Consider the following 16,102-nt stretch of genomic DNA (forward strand, 5'->3'; position numbering starts at 1 on the left):
TTTTGATCACTTCAATGCTTGGGCGAACTGCGGATCGCTGTACAAGCTCTTGAGCAGATCCTGCACCATCGGGTTGTAGTTGTTCGCCGCAGCCGGTATGGCAATCGCGCCCAGGAAACTGCTATTCCAGTCACGCTTCACGTCTTTGGTGGTCTCGTACAGCACGTGATCACCATTGCGCAGGGTAAAGCGTGCAGCCAGCTCGCCATGGCCGTTAGCCATGCCTGCGTCAAGCTGGCTCTTGACCAGTTGGACCTGCAGCTGACGATCAGCACGAGGATCGAGCAGGCCAGCCTGACGAAGCTCATCGTTTATCGCGGCTTGAATGTGCAGTGGGACGCTGCCGGCGGGCGAAGAAATCGGATTCATGCGCACCATCAGCGATCCCTGGCCAGGATCAGCGTTCACCTGCGCTTCGCGTACGGGTTGCAGAGGGGCGTTTTGCTTGAGCTGTTTAACATTCTGGAAGCTGGGTTCGTAACGGGTCATCGTCACACCGCAGCCTTGTATCAGCAGCGCGCAAAACGGTAGAGCGAGGTAAAGCTTCTTCACAGCAAATCCTTAGTGCTTGGTGGGGGCGCAATTATCGACAGATAGCCTTAAGCCATCAAGCGTAAAGATTGAGGGGGACGCCAACCACGCAGGCATGGGTAATCCTGAAACATCCGCGCCGGAACCCGGCAACGCCAGCCCAATATCAAGCCATGAAAATCTTGGAAATCCAGAGAGGATTTAACTGTTAAGCGTCTGCTGAAGCATGTTCGTCACGTGCGGCCTTCCACACCGATTTGGCAGCGTCTGCGTTCATGATTGCGATACCGATGCCAACGATAAGATCCGGCCAACCAGATACCCATTGAAGCGTTACCACCCCCGCGGTCATGATCGCAATATTCGCATAGGCGTCATTACGTGCAGACAGGAAAGCGGCTTTGCTTAAGCTACCGCTGTGATGGCGGAATTTGACCAGCAAGAAGGCGCAACTTACGTTGACGATTAGCGCGCCAAACCCTGTAGTACTCAGGAGCCAAGGGTCCGGAGGTGTAAGTGCATGGAATTTGCGCCATGCAGTCCAAAACAGAGCAAGCGCCGGAATCAACAGGATACCCGCCAACACCATCCCCATCCGCGCCCGATTTCTCGCTGACCACGCCAGTGCGCCGAAGATTAAGAAATTGACTGCTGCGTCTTCCAGGAAATCAACGCTGTCGGCGAACAATGAGACCGATCCTATTCGTTGCGCTACTGCGAACTCGATAAAAAAATAGGCCAGGTTTGCGAGCCCAACAATGGCTACAGCACGGCGCAAACCCGAGTTGGTACCAGGCAACGATGATGCATTCATTTTTCTGTCCCGATTTAGTAAAGAGGGTGTCTGTTACGCCATGAACAGATCTCCCTAATATTGGCTCGCAGGGTTCAGGCGTGAAGAGTGTGGCTGTCACGATGTGAAAACGGTGCAGTCATCTAATCACTCACTTCGGTTTTCACATACACAAAGCTGTCAAGGCGACGACTAACATCACTTTCATACGCAGTCTCATCGCTCGGGAAAACGACTTGATCTTCGCTCCCGCTTCATTCCATTCCTCCTCGGCCTCGGAGTCTGCGACGACTCCCGCCGCAGACTGCAATACATAGCGTCCGGCATTGTCGATTTTACGTGCTTGTCAGTTACGGGAGTGCGGCATTCCCGGTCGTAGCAAACAGCGGCAGCACAGCGAAAAAGCCTGCCCAGGGCGTCAACTGAGATAATCCTTTGGTTCGCATAATGTATATTATGTTAAACAAGATGTTTGGTCGTTTCGTTTATTGCTCAAAAGAAACCAAGCACCCACTTTTGAACCGCTGGCGCGTCATTGATGTCGCCATCGAAAACGTACTGCGGATCATAACTTTGATTATTCCCCCGCACTCGTCCTCTCCAGACCTTCAAGGGCAACCAGAACTGAGCCCCACTGGGTAAGACCTGATTGCCAATGTCGATATACAACGTGTCACCGCTCGTAGGTAAACCAAAATGCATCGCTCCAGGAACGGCTAGAACCGCATCGGCAAAATCCAGGCAGGCACTTGCACAGAATGAATCCGTCACCAGCACAAGCTGCCCGTTAAAAGTTTTTGGATTCGAATCTTTAGAGCGCTCCTGATTGATCGAAGCCGTATCTGGCTGTCGTAACCAGTCATTCCTCTCCACCAGCGCAGCGCTCATCGATTCACGCAAACCTGAAACAAACGTGTAGGCGTCGCTGCTTTTTCCGTAATCGCTTTCCATGGCGGCTACAGCGCTATCCAGTGTTGCAAGCGCTAGTGGCGAGACCCTCCACATTGCGTACGAACGCAAGGATTGATCCAGGCTTTCAACAAGCTTTCCACCCAATAAAGCGGACAGAATCCTGGCCCCAACCAAGCTGTTGCCACCCGATTGCCACGTGTATCAACCCACTCGGTAAAGCGTTTATTTTCTTGATCTATCGTGCCTGGATGAGAGGAAACGATCAGTTGGTGAATGGCAGAAAGGTCTCGCACAGTTATGTCGACTAATTCGTCCTTGGAAGACTCATCAGCTAACACAGAACAAACAACACCGACGCCGGCCAGGACAACAGTCAGAAATTTTTTAACAGCGTTAACGCCAAAACCACCAATCATTTAAAGCAGGGTTCTGCTAGACATCCAAGCGGACGTGCCCCGGCCATGCTCCGCGGATTTCCTACGATCTGATCCACGCTTCATCTCCCAGGCCGCTTCGAAGGCTTGGTGTGCCCGGCGAATGGCTTATCGTCTGCCCCTGAGGAAGCATCACTACCCTCCTCCAAGCCTGACGCTGCTATCTCTGCCTGCCGAAGCTGCTCATTCTCTTTCTGAAGCGACGCTACCAGCGCCATGGTCTCTTGCTCACGCAGATCGGCTACAGCGGCGGCCTTGTGGAGCGCCTTCACCTCTTCACGCAGGACCGAGATCTGCTCCACGAGATGCTCGGCTACTCCAGCGGACTTGGCCTCACCCTGGCGGAGCGCCTCTATTCGAGTGTGGAGAGACTGAACCAGGGCCTCCTGACTGTGCAGGGCTCTGGTTTGCTGCCTGGCTTCACCGAGCAGGCGTTCGTTATCGCGATTCAGCCGCGTCAAATCGTCCTGTTTCATGGCGATGGTCTCTCGCAGCTTGCGCTGTTCAACTTGCATCTCGTGCAGTTGGGATTCGTGCTTGCGTTGATCCTGATTGCGCTGCTCCTTCGCCGCTTCTCGATAGTGCTCGAGCGCCCCGCGAGCCTGAACGTGCTTTTCCTCCAGCGATTGGATGTGCTTGTCCTTCTCAGCAACCAGGGATTCCAGGTCGGTGCAGCGCTGGCTGATGCGAGCGTTGCGCGTCAACTCAGCCTGAAGCGAGGACAAGGTGGATGCAAGTTCAGCGCTTTGGGTCTCTATCGCGGCCTGCTGGGTGGCCAGATGACGTTGAGCGCTAGCCAGCTCCGATCTGAGCTCGACGAGCTGGTGTTCCAGCGCGCCACGCTGCTGCTCAAAAGCTGCAGTCGCCTGGGAGATGACTTCCTGGCCCTCCTCCATCAGCTGATCCAGCAGCGTTTGCACCATGCCATTGAGCGTTTCGCCCATGCGTTCACGTGAGGTCACAGGCTCTAGGTTGGAGGGCTCAAGCTCTTTCAAGTAACGAGAAATCGTTGTCTTGGAGCCCGTATTCCCGAGTTCTACACGCACGGCGTCGATGCTGGGGTTGGCTCCCCTGGCCAGGAGCGCCTGACGTGCTTTCTGCACTACAGCTTTGTTGATTCCGCCACGGGCCATGGGATCTCCTACGATTTCGTACTATGTTACATGTCATGTAGATACATAACGCGTTACAAAGATTCTACATGGTTTGATCTGGATGTTATAGGAACACATAATAGTAGTTTATGGCTTCTTGACCCCATAGCGGAGCCGGAAAACCTCCCAGCGGCGTATGCAGGCAGTAATGCTCCGATTTCGAAGGCGGCAAACGATGGAAAAGGCAGATCGGTACCTCAGCGCCGGCACCCGGGACAACACTCGAAAAAGCTACCGGGCGGCGATCGAGCACTTCGAGGTCACTTGGGGCGGATACCTGCCCACGACTGGCGCGGGCGTCGTTCGCTACCTGGCGGAGTACGCCGACAAGCTCTCCGTCAACACCCTGAAGCAGCGCCTGGCCGCCCTTGCGCAATGGCACATCACCCAGGGCTTCCCTGATCCGACCAAGACGCCTGACGTTCGCCAGATGATCAAAGGCATCAGGGTCGTGCACCCTGCACAAGTCAAACAGGCCGCCCCGCTGCTGCTGAAGCATCTGGAGCAGGCGGTTACATGGCTTGAAGGGGAAGCTGCAACTGCGCTTGAACGTGGCGATTACAAATCCCTGGTTCGACACCGTCGCGCGGTAGCGATGCTCTTGATTGGATTCTGGCGTGGCTTTCGAGGGGATGAGTTGGCCAGGCTGACGGTGGAAAACACCCAAGCCTCAAGCGGTGAAGGCATTACTTTCTTCCTGCCTTATACCAAGGGTGACCGCCAGCATGAAGGATCGACCTTCCAGACGCCGGCGCTCGCCATGCTCTGCCCCGTTGAGGCCTACATCAATTGGATAACCGTTGCCGGGATTGCGAAAGGCCCGGTGTTCCAGCGGATTGATCGCTGGGGAAATCTGTCAGGCGAAGCCATGCAGCCGCATAGCCTGATCCCGGTGCTGCGGCGCATTTTTAAAGAGGCAGGGTTGCCAGCGGACCTGTATAGCACCCACTCGATGCGGCGTGGCTTTGCGACCTGGGCGTCAGCGAACGGTTGGGATATCAAGGGACTGATGGGGTACGTGGGTTGGAAAGACATGAAGTCCGCGTTGCGCTATGTGGATGCCAGCGTGTCGTTTGGCGGAATGGCTTTGCGCCCGGCTCTCAGCCTTCGGGGCAGATAGCCATAGGCCAACCGATGCGCGCTGCACGGATGAGGCTGGCTTTGACCACCAAGCGGTGAAATGGGGCAATAACGAAGATATAGGCTCGGCCTAGACGGTTGTGGCACTGGACCACGGTTGAAAAAACGAGTTGACGACCGCCTTCTGATTCGTCCTCTTCAGAAAATAGGATCGATATCCGGAAATCGAGGTGTTTGTCGTCCTCCCCCAACACGATTTCAGTCTGGCTCTTGCTGTAGACCTTGAAGATTTGAATCCGATCAGCAAGTGATGCCAAATGCCTGGCTGTCTTGAGACCGAAACAGGCAACGACAGTGTCCCGGACTTGCATGAGCCATCCGACCCAGGATGGCTGGTGGGCAAGGATAAATCGAGCTAGCAATTCTGGATTGCTGGAGCTGCCCGCCGGGAGTCGGATCGCAAAAGCGTCGGCCAGGTTCATCGACTTATAAAGGTGGGTGATGCCGGACCGCAAGGGGACTGGTACGGATGTAATGAGCTCAAATTCTCGGGGCATCGGGGGATCTCTCCTGAGTTCTACCAATTAGAGGACATGCTATGTCGTGCTTCCAGGTGCGTTGGATTGTCGTATAACGCCCCTTGTCGGATACTGAGCCCGATCAAGGCATCAAATAGCTCTTGCTGCCCGGCTGGCAGAACAGGGAGCAACGTCGCACGGCGCTTGTCGACATCGAACCAGGATTCAACCAACCATCCGACCAGATAGAGCGCCGAAAGGCACCCCCCAGCGGTTGCAACGTTCCCCTGGCATACGAGAGGCTGGTCCACGGACTCAAGCCCCAGAGCTTGCAAGCTCGATCGTGCATCCGGATGCGTGGTTGCTTGGCCGCTGAGCAGCCCAAGCCGTTCGAGAATGAACGCTCCGGCGCATATGGAGCCGATTCGCTGGCGTCTGGAGTCAAGCTCAAACGACGGCAGGAAATCTGGGGCGGCAAGTGCAGCGGGTATCCCTTCCTTGCCACTGACGAACAATACCGCGTCGGCACTGTTGGCCTCGCAAAGTGGGCCGTGCACTGAAACAGGCAGGCCGTGCGCCGATCGGACGATAGAGCTGGCACCCACTATCCTGACGTGCCAGTCGTCAGTGTTGCGGCCTAAAATGTCCCACATCAGGAATAGGTCGATATCAGTGAATCGGTCGAAAGCAACCAGAACGATTTTCTTCAAGGCGAGCTCCATGAAAAGTGCTAGCGTGTAGAACGCAACGGCCAGCTTTGGCTGGTTTTCGCAGCGTATCAATCGGTTGCACGCCATACACAGTCTGTATGGCGCAAAATATGGAGCGAAATAACGGGTGGGAAAACTAACTCGCAACCATTGGATCGCGGCTGGTTTTGAGGCCCTCGACCAGGTAGGACATATTGGCGTTTCGGCCGAGAGTCTAGCGCGCCGATTGAATGTAACTCGCGGATCGTTCTATCACCATTTCCGTAATCGCGAAGACTTTGTCCGCACCTTGCTGGCCGCTTGGGAACAAGACTACACGGACCGTATGCTCACCTATGCGGCGCAAGGTCGCAGCGCGGGTGAAATCTTGAAACGTTACTTGAGTATTGCCACTGAGAAACAACCTGAGCGGGAAGTTTCCATCCGAGCCTGGTCGCTGCACGACCCGTTGGTAGCCGAATTTCAACAGCGTGTCGACACGAGGCGACTGGATTTCGCCATACGAACGTGCCGCCGCCTGGTCCATATGCCAGGCGAAGCAGAAGTGATTGGTCGGGTGGCCCATCTGTGCCTGATTGGTGGCCAACAGACTGGGCTGCGGCGTGATACCGCTCGCTTCAACAGTTTCCTGCATCGAGCCTTTTCACTTTTCGAAGGGGCTCTTCCACCGTGGCGGGCATAAATCATTAGCTAATTGCGAGCCGCTGCCCTCCGTTCATTCGTTCTCCGCTGGAAAGATACATCCGCCCTCGCGCAGAAGCGCTTTCACCTCTTTGCCCACTTGTGCGGGACTTGGCTCAACCGGTCAAAGAGCTTCGGGCCTGGACGCACGTAAGATTGTGAATCGTGCTTCTCACTCCGCGGCGGCTCCCTCCAAGCACCGTCTACTGCCCGACTGCCCCAACAATGCTCGGAGCAAGTTGTTCAGCCATATGCAATTTCCGCATGCGCGGATTTTCACAGGGGCGGCCCAAGGTTCGGATGCTCGCATGCCAGTTCAGGCCTTGGTTTGGTATGTCGTCCTACGCATTTACATCCTCGCGTCTTGTTGCAGCACTCAGCGCAATCAACACCGGGATCAAGCCGCTACTCGAACTGCTGGCGATTTTCCGGAGTGATGAGTTTGAAGGGAACCCAAAGCAGTTGCGAGTCCGGTTTCTCGCCACGGGCCAGGCGCAGCGCGACGTCTACTGAGCCGTTGGCCTGGCCGATGGCGTCCTGGAACACACTGACGGCCATCTTGCCGTCGGCCATCAGTTTCAAGCCGTCCGGCGTGCCGTCGATGCCGCCGACCCAGTAATCCTTCGGGTTTTTGCCAGCTTTCTCCAGGCCCATGATTGCGCCAATTGCCATTTCGTCGTTATTGGCGGCGACAATCGAAAAGTCCACGCCCTGCTTGACCCAGTCCACGAGGATGGTCGCCGCCTGGCTGCGTTCCCAGTTGGCGACCTCTTTCTTGACGATCTTCATGTTGGGGTATTTGGCGACGACCTTTTCCACGTCTTGGGTGCGCAACGCCGACGCTGCGTTGTTCGGGTCGCCGACCAGCACCGCCACGTTGCCTTTGTAGTTGGCTCGACGGGCCAGCTCTTCCATCTGCAAGGTGCCGGACTCCAGCTCGTCGGAGCCCACGTAGGCGCTCAGCGAAGGCCATTGGCCGGCTGGCGGATTTCGATTGACGAACACCAGCGGGATTTTCGCGGCATCCGCCAGTCGCATCATTTCCGGGGCACCTTTGTCACTGACCATTGCGACTATGATCGCGTCCACCTTGGAACTGATTAAGTTTCGCACCTGACGCATCTGCAACTCGGCATTGTCCTGGCCGTTCTCCATGAAGATGTCGGCTTCCAGTGCAGTGGCGTGCTTCTGTACGCCATTGCGCAGGATGGTCTGGAAGTTGTCGTCGTATTTGGCCATGGCGACGCCCAGTAGAAGCGGGTCGGCATGGATCAGGGTACTGACACAAAAACTGGCACTCAGGGCAAGCTTTAACCACTGTTTCATGTTCGGTCTCCTGAGCGTCATACGCTGAAATGATGAAGCAGCTCACGCTGTTCTTTGGCCATGACTGAGAGCCCCTGGCTGCTGCTGGCCGTCTGATCGGCACCGTCTGCGGCCTGCTGGGCCGAGTCGTTGAATCTGGGTGACCATGCGGCTGGTCTCCTGCACCGTCGAGCTCTGTTCCTCGGTGGCCGCCGCGATCTGGATGTTCATGTCGCGAATCGCGCCTACCGATTCGCCCATCGCCACCAATAACTCGTCGGCGCCCGACGCAAGCGTGACGCAGTGGTTGGATTGCACCTGGCTTTCGTTCATCACCTGCACCACCGAGTGAATCTTGCCCTGCATCTGGCCGATCATCTCCTGAATCTCGCTGGTCGACGACTGAGTGCGACTCGCCAGGGAGCGCACCTCGTCGGCTACCACCGCAAAGCCCCTGCCCTGTTCACCGGCACGGGCTGCCTCAATGGCGGCATTGAGGGCCAGCAGGTTGGTTTGCTCGGCAATCGTGCGGATTGCATCGACAATACCGTCGATCTTTTGCCCGTACTTTTGCAGTTCGTCGGTAACCGCTGCGGCTTTGTTAACCTGGTCTGCCTGCTGGCGGATGTTGCTGATCGTTTCGGCTACCCGTTGCTGCACTTTCTGGTTCAGGTCGCTGGTTTGATCCACTGCGCTGCGCGTGTCGTTCGCGCGGCGGGCGACTTCTTCCACGGTGCTCTCCATCTCGGTCATGGCCGAGGCCGCAGAATGCAGACGGTCCTTTTGTTCATCCACGGCCCTTGTGGTCTGTTCACTGACCAAGGCGTTATCGCTGGCGGACTGCGCCAAGGTGTCGGCTGAGCCGATCAGCTGGCGGAAGGTGGCCTGCAACGACTGAGTCAACTCGTTGAGGTAGCCGCCCAGCTCGCCGAACTCATCCTTGCGGCTGACATTGAAACGTACTCGCATGTCGCCACCGGTAAGCTGCTTGAGGACTTCGCGGAAGGCTGCCAACGGGCGACGCAGGCTGAAGGCGACCCAGGTGCCGATGATCACGGCGGCCAATACGGCCAGCACGCAGGCGATCAGTAGCAAACTGAGGCTGGTACTGATGGTGGCATCGGCATCGCTTTTGGCCGCGCTGGCCACTTCAAGAGACTGGCTGCCAAACTGACCGATCATGTCCAGGGTCGCCTGCAACCGGCTTTCTGCTGCCTGGCGTTGCTGGGCCACTTGTGCGGCGAGCGTTGCCTCCTGTTGGTAGGCGCGGTAAGTGCCGTCATCACCGGTCATGTCGTTGAGCAAACGATTGACCATCACGCCGACGATGCGGCCCACCCGGGGATCAACAGCCAAAAACGCCTGCATGCGCGTTTTGATGACTTCGTCCTGCAGGTTAAGCAGGCGCTGCAGGATGGCGATATCCGGCGTGGCGGCATGGGCGGCCAGTCCGTCGTAAGATTTATTGACTTCCAGAAGCAGCTTCTCCGCTGCGGCAGCATTTTCATCGACGCCGGCGCTGCGTTGGCGTGCGATGTAATCGCGAAGGTAGCCCGTCAATTGCGCCGCCTGGCTACTGCTGTACCGTTGCAATATCCTGGTTCGAGCCAGTTGTGCCACATGCTGGCGATGGGTGGCCATCAATGCCTGAGCCTGCTCGGCATAGGCCCCGCTAAGTTGGCGTTGCTGGGTCAGGTTGTCACGCAGAGCCGCACGATCACCTATATAAGCTGGCACGCTTTCGATCAATTGGTTGAAACGCGTCAGGCTGTCGGTGAAAGGCTGCTTGCCTTCATCTATCTGCTTGGGGTCATTGCTGATCAGAACCGCCAGCAGTGCCTGGTTGGCCCGCAGGATATGCACGTAGAGCTCGCTGGCGGCGCGGCTCAACGGCGCGGACTGGCCGGTGATGATCGTCAGCCGGTCGCTGATCGAATGAGTGCTCTGATAGCTGATCCCCGCCATGCCGAGCAGTAGCACCACCAACACAGCAAACCCGCCAATCACCCGCTGGAGAATGGTCATGGCTACCCTCTTTATTTTTTTTGTGGAGTCGATCGAAGGTCGCGTGCAAACCGCACAACCGGGAAATTTTTGTCTGTCTCAGAAACTATCGGCGTCTGCGGGGACAACTTTAGGCCAACCGGCGCCAGCAAGATACTGGACGAAACCGATCCTGTCGCTTTGCGTAGCCCTTGGGAAGCTTAGGTTTGAGGCGGCTGTATCTGTTCAGCAAACCACTGCATGGCTAGACTGGCGCTAGCCCAGTCGTCACGCCGATCAGCCAATGCCTCTCCTTCCACCCGATACCACCGAACAGACAACGCTGACCCTCGAAGTGGTGCTGCGTTACCACATGGCGTGGAAACACCGCGACTTGGAGGCGATTCTTGCGATTTATCACCCGCACGTGCAGTACAACGATTTTTTCCAGAACCGCAGCATGGGCCTGACCGAGTTGCGCGCTTACATCACTGGCACGTTGCCGCGTCATCCCGATGAGTATCTTGAACACAACGACCGTATCCGTGCGGATGGCTGTACCGCCTTCATCCAGTATCAGACGGCTCTGAAGGGCAGCGGCGAGCGAGTGGTGTTTCGCACCAGTGAAGCAATCACGGTATGTGATGGTCTGATCCTTCGCATAAACGAATACGCCTCACTGGTGCGCGACAACGAGCCCCGGACCGGGCGCCACGCTCCCGCCATCAGTAAACTGGGTCTCTCGGCTCGTCAATTGACGTTCATGGCGCGAGACCTGGACGACTATTTTACCCGCCAGCAGCCATTCCTCGACCCAGACCTGGACCTTGCACGGATTGCCAGCGACACCGGGTACAGTCGCAATCAGCTGTCCTACCTGCTGAACCAGGTGCTGGGACAAAGCTTCTATCGCTACGTGACCCAGGCGCGGTTGGCCTACCTGCTGGAACGTCTGGTCAATCACGATGAAAACGCGCCCATCGATGCCCTGGCCGTGAGCGCGGGATTCAATTCCACCTCGGCGTTCTACAAGGCGTTCCGTAGTCATACCGGCTGCACCCCCAAGGCGTGGTTGAAAGCCAATTGCGCGCGTGCCCGCAGATAACACAGCCCCCCTCGCAGCGCATTAATCTCCGTCGGCAATCAACCGATGGGGCATGTGATGGCTGGCTGGGGTGGAGTGAGTTTGTGGATGGAGCAACTGGGTGGGGCGCTAATGCCGCGCCCGGCGTTGCATCAGGATCTGCAAGCAGATGTTGTGATTATCGGCGCCGGTTACAGCGGCCTTTGGACGGCCTATTACCTTAAACAGCAAGCACCGCACCTGAACATCGTCATCGTTGAAGCGCACATTGCCGGCTTCGGCGCCTCGGGCCGCAATGGCGGCTGGTTGATGGGGAACCTGCTCGGCGAAGACCGGCTCCTGGGCCCCTTACCTGACGCTCAGCGCCACGGCGGCTACCAACTACTGCACGGGATCCCCGACGAGGTGGCGCGGGTATGCCAGCTCGAAGGCATCGATTGCGAACTGCGTAAAGGCGGCGTGCTGTACTGCGCGGCGCGTTATCCCGAGCAAGAACGGCGCCTGCGCGAACAACTCGATGCCGCCCGTGCGCAAGGCCTGGATGAAGACGACTACCGCTGGTTGAGCCCTCAGGCCTTGCGCGAACAATTAAATGTCGCCCAGGCATACGGCGCCCTGTATTCACCTCACTGCGCGACCATCCAACCTGCACGGTTGGTGCGCGGGCTGGCAGAAGCCGTCGAACGGATGGGTGTACGCATTTTCGAGCAAAGCGCGGTGCTCGACTGGAAGCCAGGCCAGGTTCGAACCGAGCACGGTCGGGTGAGCGCCGATTGGGTGGTGCCGGCGGTAGAGGGGTATGCCAGCACCCTGCCCCCGTTGAACAACCATCAACTGGCCGCGCAAAGCCTGATCGTCGCGACTGAGCCGCTCCCGGCCGATGTATGGGCCGAAATCGGCCTGACCCGTGGCCAGGCTTTCAGCGAGAACAGCCGACAAGTCACCTACGGTCAGCGCAGCCGAGATGATCGCCTGGTGTTTGGCGCCCGCGGTGGTTATCGCTTTGGCGGTCGCCTGCGCAGTGACTTCACCCTCACCCAGGCCGAACGAGAACTGCGGCAACACTTGTTTAGCGAACTGTTTCCGATCTTGCGCAATGTGCGCCTGACTCATGCCTGGGGCGGCAATCTGGGAATTGCTCGGCGCTTTCACCCCCATATGCTCGCCGACCGTCACCAGCGGATCGCATTGGCGGGTGGCTACGGAGGTGAAGGCGTAGGCGCCAGTAATCTGGGCGGTCGAACCCTGGCGGCGTTGATTCTTGGCCATGACAACGAGCTGATTCGCCAGCCCTGGGTATTGGATGATCGTCCCCTGGCCTCGTTGCCACGATGGGAGCCTGAGCCACTGCGCTGGCTGGGTTACAACGCCATTATCCAGAGCTTCGTCCACGAGGATCAGGTATTGGCCAACCTCCATGCGCCGCGCTGGCGCCGCCAGATGGCGGCAGGCCTGGCCGGTTGCATGGAACGTCTGATGAAGCACAAGGAACCGTTTGCATGAAGATCGATCATTTTCGCGATACCGCCCGTTTGCCGCTCGGTGAGCCGGGCGCTGTGGGTGTACCGCTGGACGAGTCGCTTTCACACGTTGCCACTGCTTGCGTCGAACGTGACGACGGTGTGGAGGCCGGCGTGTGGGAATGCACTCCCGGGCGCTGGCGACGCCAGATCCTGCAACAGGAGTTCTGCCATTTCATTCAGGGGCGTTGCACCTTCACCCCTGATGGTGGTGAGGCCCTTCATATCCAGGCCGGCGACGCGTTGATGTTCCCCGCGAACACGACGGGAATCTGGGATGTACAAGAAACCGTTCGCAAAAGCTACGTACTGATTTTCTGAACTGCCTTCATCCATAACGCCTGGAACAAAGGTTGAGGTCTCGCATGCTGAAGTCGATCTTTCCGTTACTGTTGATCGCGTCTACCGCTCAGGCGGCAGACACCGTCAGGATCTACAACTGGAGCAGTTACATCGCTCCGGATACCCTGCAAAACTTTACCACCCATACCGGTCACCCGACCCAATATGACCTGTACGACAGCAACGAAGTGCTCGACGCCAAACTGATGGCCGGCCGTTCAGGGTATGACGTGGTGTTCCCGTCCAACCATTTCATGGCCCGACAGATCACGGCTGGCGCACTCAAACCGCTGGACCGCAACAAACTCCCGAACTGGCACAACCTCAACCCGACCCTGATGAAAGTTCTTGAGGCCAATGACCCCGGCAACCGCTACGGTTTCCCCTACCTGTGGGGCAGCACCGGCATCGGCTACAACGTGGCCAAGGTCAAGGCGGTCCTGGGTGATGTACCGATAGACTCGTGGGACATCGTGTTCAAGCCGGAAAACATGAAGAAACTCGCCCGGTGCGGTGTGGCTATGCTCGACAACGGTCCCGAGATCCTTCCCATCGCCTTGAACTACCTTGGTCTGCCCCACCACAGCAAGGACAAGGCCGACTATGCGAAGGCGCAGGCCCTGCTGCTCAACGTGCGGCCTTATGTGAGTTACTTCCACAACTCCAAGTACACCAGCGACCTTGCAACGGGGGACGTGTGTCTGGTCGTGGGATTTTCCGGCGATGTGATGCAGGCCGCGGCGCGCGCTAATGAGGCCGGGAACGGCCAGCAGATTGCTTACGCCATCCCCAAGGAAGGCTCACCGATGTGGTTCGACATGGTCGCCATGCCCGCCGATGCACCGAATGAAGAGGCCGGGTACGAATTTCTCAACTACCTGCTGGACCCCAAGGTGATGGCTGGCATCAGCAATCACGTGCACTATGCCAACGGCAACAGCGCCGCCGAAGGGCTGGTCGACAAGGCCATTCTCAACGACCCGATGGTGTATCCGCCTGACAATGTGATGAAGAAACTCTTCGTTCTGGAGGCGGTGCCGTTAGAGAACGACCGGCTGCGCACGCGGGTCTGGAGCCGGGTTAAAAGCGGGCAATGAGGCCTGTCGCCGACCGGCGCTGGACGCAATACTGGCGCACAAGCTCGCACCAGCAGCTGCGACACCTACGAAACGCAATATGGCACCCTCACCTCCCTGACCTGCGTCCTGAAGTCAGCTGGCTTTACGATTTCGCCTGGAAAGTGGTGTAGAGGATTGATTCACCGGCTCGGCAGCAGATTCACTGCTGCCCGCCTTAGCGTCCGGATTCATTTCGCGGAAAAATGTACGCCGATACTCGGAAGGCGAGGTGCCGAGGTGAATGCCGAACTGTTGACGCAACGATAAGGGTGTTCCAAATCCTGCTTCGCCGGCAACACATTCGATCGGCAGGTCAGTCGTTTCCAACAGCGCTTGCGCCCTGACGACGCGCTGAGCATTCAGCCATTTCGAGACGGTACTGCCGGTCGCTTCTCTGAAGCGCCGAGTAAATGTGCGCCGGCTCATTTTCGCCCTGTCCGCCAGCACGTCGAGCGACAGATCACTGGCCAGGCTCTCCCGAGCCCACGCCAGTACATCGGACAGATGAGTCTCGCTGGAGAGTTGCGGCACGGGATGCTCGACGTATTGAGCTTGGCCGCCTTGTCTGTGTGGAGGCGTCACCAGCATCTTCGCGGTGCGGTTCGCCACGTCGGCGCCGAGCTTCTGGCGCACCAGGTGAAGGCAGCAGTCGATTGCCGCCACGGTTCCGGCCGAGGTCATGATATTGCTATCACTCACATAGAGCACTTCGGGCCTGAAGCGAACGGCGGGGAAACGTCGCGCAAACGCTTCTCGTGCTGCCCAGTGAGTGGTCGCTTCCTTGCCATTCAATAACCCGGCATCGCCGAGCACAAAGGCGCCCAGGCACAGCCCTACGATGAGCTTTCCCTGGCCACTGGCGACCTGTAGCGCTTTGATCAGCGGCAAAGATGCCGCGGTCATTTGATCGCCCCACGCCGGGATAACAATCACATCCGATGCCTCGAACAGCTCGAGGCCATGGGCGACCGCCAGGTCGAGACCTTGGTCGCTCGTCACCATGCCCGGCGTTTCTGCGCAGTAGCTGACCGTGTAGTGTGGTTCGCCGGGTGTGGACTGCGCCGCCCCCAGCACCATTCCCGGCACGGAAAGATGGAACAGGCTCACGCCGTCAAAAGCCAGAACTGCTACACGTATGGATTGCATCGGTCAGCCCTACATTCACGAATACCAAAGGTTGGGTGGCCCGATTATATCGAAATATGTCATTTCGCCCGAAGAAGTGATCTCTGGTGTCGACGCCGTCATCGTGACTCATACGCACCTCGACCACTGGGACGATGCCGCACAAAAAGCGCTGCCCAAAGACATCCCGCTGTACACGCAGCATGAGGATGATGCGAAGTTGATTCGTTCCCAGGGCTTCAAGAATGTACGCGTACTGACGGACACAGCTGAGTTCGGCGGCGTCAAAATCACCAAGACCGGTGGCCAGCACGGTACCGATGAGATGTATGCGGTACCGGCGCTCGCGAAGCCTCTGGGCGAAGCCATGGGCGTGGTTTTTCAAGCGCCTGGCTACAAGACGCTTTACCTGGCGGGTGACACGATCTGGCGTAAAGAGGTCGACCAGACCATCGAGAAGTATCATCCCGAAGTCATCGTGCTCAATGCGGGTAAAGCAAAAATGGCCGGGTTTGAAGGGTCGATCATCATGGGCGAGGAGGATGTGCTGCGGGCTTCTCAGACCGCTGCAAACGCCAGAATCGTCGCCGTGCACATGGATGCAATCAACCATATGTCCCTGAGCCGCAAGGAATTGCGCAGTTACGTCAAAGAGCACGGTATCGAGAGTCGCGTAGACATACCGGAAGACGGTGCTTCGCTGGAGTTCTGACTTAAACTTTTTGAGGTCGCAATGAAGGTAGGCGCTCTACCGCTCGACCTCGGCCTGTAACACCCCGTCCCATGCTCGGATAATCCGACCGGAGATCGCC

General features: G+C 57.7%; 17 protein-coding genes and 2 pseudogenes. 7 read left to right on the forward strand and 12 right to left on the reverse strand.

Annotated elements, in window-relative coordinates; translation table 11 throughout:
- Window positions 1–6: 6 nt before the first annotated feature.
- From J7E36_RS11775 to J7E36_RS11795, 5 genes are all read right to left on the reverse strand, one after another.
- Window positions 7–552, reverse strand: coding sequence for a hypothetical protein (locus J7E36_RS11775; RefSeq protein WP_215003011.1), 546 nt, complete (start codon window positions 550–552; stop codon window positions 7–9).
- A 187-nt stretch (window positions 553–739) separates the two neighbouring features.
- Entirely contained in the window at window positions 740–1,345 is a 606-nt protein-coding gene (locus J7E36_RS11780) for a cation transporter (protein WP_215003013.1), read from the reverse strand.
- Window positions 1,346–1,816: 471 nt separating this feature from the next.
- The gene (locus J7E36_RS11785; protein WP_215003015.1) at window positions 1,817–2,275 is read right to left on the reverse strand and encodes a hypothetical protein; all 459 of its coding nucleotides are present in this window, start codon (window positions 2,273–2,275) and stop codon (window positions 1,817–1,819) included.
- Window positions 2,276–2,307: 32 nt separating this feature from the next.
- Window positions 2,308–2,652: a hypothetical protein gene (locus tag J7E36_RS11790; protein WP_215003017.1), complete on the reverse strand. Its 345-nt coding sequence runs from the start codon at window positions 2,650–2,652 to the stop codon at window positions 2,308–2,310.
- Between the two features lie 80 nt (window positions 2,653–2,732).
- Window positions 2,733–3,803, reverse strand: a complete 1,071-nt coding sequence (locus tag J7E36_RS11795) for a DNA-binding protein (protein WP_215003019.1) — start codon at window positions 3,801–3,803, stop codon at window positions 2,733–2,735.
- A 196-nt stretch (window positions 3,804–3,999) separates the two neighbouring features.
- On the opposite strand from J7E36_RS11795, the gene J7E36_RS11800 reads away from it, so the two are divergent.
- Window positions 4,000–4,944: a tyrosine-type recombinase/integrase gene (locus J7E36_RS11800; protein ID WP_215003021.1), complete on the forward strand. Its 945-nt coding sequence runs from the start codon at window positions 4,000–4,002 to the stop codon at window positions 4,942–4,944.
- Here the strand turns inward: J7E36_RS11800 and J7E36_RS11805 are convergent.
- The gene (locus J7E36_RS11805; RefSeq protein WP_215003023.1) at window positions 4,925–5,461 is read right to left on the reverse strand and encodes a DUF2867 domain-containing protein; all 537 of its coding nucleotides are present in this window, start codon (window positions 5,459–5,461) and stop codon (window positions 4,925–4,927) included. The genes J7E36_RS11800 and J7E36_RS11805 overlap by 20 nt on opposite strands.
- A gap of 20 nt (window positions 5,462–5,481) precedes the next feature.
- Complete coding sequence (locus J7E36_RS11810; RefSeq protein WP_215003025.1) at window positions 5,482–6,132, reverse strand: DJ-1/PfpI family protein; 651 nt, start codon at window positions 6,130–6,132, stop codon at window positions 5,482–5,484.
- 127 nt (window positions 6,133–6,259) lie between these two features.
- Here J7E36_RS11810 and J7E36_RS25405 point away from each other — a divergent pair.
- A pseudogene (locus J7E36_RS25405) lies at window positions 6,260–6,358 on the forward strand (TetR/AcrR family transcriptional regulator); the annotation flags it as partial.
- On the opposite strand, the gene J7E36_RS25410 reads toward J7E36_RS25405, so the two are convergent.
- The 4 genes and pseudogenes from J7E36_RS25410 to J7E36_RS25545 all read right to left on the reverse strand — a co-directional run.
- Complete coding sequence (locus J7E36_RS25410; protein WP_231286423.1) at window positions 6,347–6,766, reverse strand: hypothetical protein; 420 nt, start codon at window positions 6,764–6,766, stop codon at window positions 6,347–6,349. The pseudogene J7E36_RS25405 and the gene J7E36_RS25410 overlap by 12 nt on opposite strands.
- A gap of 452 nt (window positions 6,767–7,218) precedes the next feature.
- Complete coding sequence (locus J7E36_RS11820) at window positions 7,219–8,139, reverse strand: substrate-binding domain-containing protein (RefSeq protein WP_215003029.1); 921 nt, start codon at window positions 8,137–8,139, stop codon at window positions 7,219–7,221.
- Between the two features lie 42 nt (window positions 8,140–8,181).
- Window positions 8,182–9,087: a methyl-accepting chemotaxis protein gene (locus J7E36_RS25540; RefSeq protein ID WP_435304171.1), complete on the reverse strand. Its 906-nt coding sequence runs from the start codon at window positions 9,085–9,087 to the stop codon at window positions 8,182–8,184.
- A pseudogene (locus J7E36_RS25545) lies at window positions 9,061–10,143 on the reverse strand (methyl-accepting chemotaxis protein); the annotation flags it as partial. The pseudogene J7E36_RS25545 and the gene J7E36_RS25540, both read right to left, overlap by 27 nt.
- A 262-nt stretch (window positions 10,144–10,405) precedes the next feature.
- Between J7E36_RS25545 and J7E36_RS11830 the strand changes: the two are divergent.
- Genes J7E36_RS11830 through J7E36_RS11845 form a run of 4 tightly spaced genes read left to right on the forward strand, consistent with a single transcriptional unit; the run spans window position 10,406 to window position 14,144 of the window.
- Window positions 10,406–11,206, forward strand: coding sequence for a helix-turn-helix domain-containing protein (locus J7E36_RS11830; protein ID WP_215003031.1), 801 nt, complete (start codon window positions 10,406–10,408; stop codon window positions 11,204–11,206).
- 57 nt (window positions 11,207–11,263) lie between these two features.
- Entirely contained in the window at window positions 11,264–12,688 is a 1,425-nt protein-coding gene (locus tag J7E36_RS11835) for an NAD(P)/FAD-dependent oxidoreductase (protein ID WP_215003033.1), read from the forward strand.
- Window positions 12,685–13,026, forward strand: coding sequence for a cupin domain-containing protein (locus tag J7E36_RS11840; RefSeq protein WP_215003034.1), 342 nt, complete (start codon window positions 12,685–12,687; stop codon window positions 13,024–13,026). The genes J7E36_RS11835 and J7E36_RS11840 overlap by 4 nt, the downstream gene beginning before the upstream one ends.
- Window positions 13,027–13,070: 44 nt before the next feature.
- Window positions 13,071–14,144 (forward strand): polyamine ABC transporter substrate-binding protein, encoded by a 1,074-nt coding sequence (locus tag J7E36_RS11845; RefSeq protein WP_215003036.1) that lies wholly within the window; start codon window positions 13,071–13,073, stop codon window positions 14,142–14,144.
- Between the two features lie 114 nt (window positions 14,145–14,258).
- On the opposite strand, the gene J7E36_RS11850 is transcribed toward J7E36_RS11845, so the two are convergent.
- On the reverse strand, window positions 14,259–15,311 hold the full coding sequence (locus J7E36_RS11850; RefSeq protein WP_215003038.1) for a GlxA family transcriptional regulator: 1,053 nt from the start codon (window positions 15,309–15,311) through the stop codon (window positions 14,259–14,261).
- Here J7E36_RS11850 and J7E36_RS11855 point away from each other — a divergent pair.
- On the forward strand, window positions 15,301–16,002 hold the full coding sequence (locus J7E36_RS11855) for an MBL fold metallo-hydrolase (RefSeq protein WP_231286424.1): 702 nt from the start codon (window positions 15,301–15,303) through the stop codon (window positions 16,000–16,002). The genes J7E36_RS11850 and J7E36_RS11855 overlap by 11 nt on opposite strands.
- Window positions 16,003–16,102 lie beyond the last annotated feature (100 nt).

Origin of the sequence: Pseudomonas fluorescens, assembly GCF_018614775.1 — a bacterium.
Lineage (GTDB): Bacteria > Pseudomonadota > Gammaproteobacteria > Pseudomonadales > Pseudomonadaceae > Aquipseudomonas > Aquipseudomonas fluorescens_BY.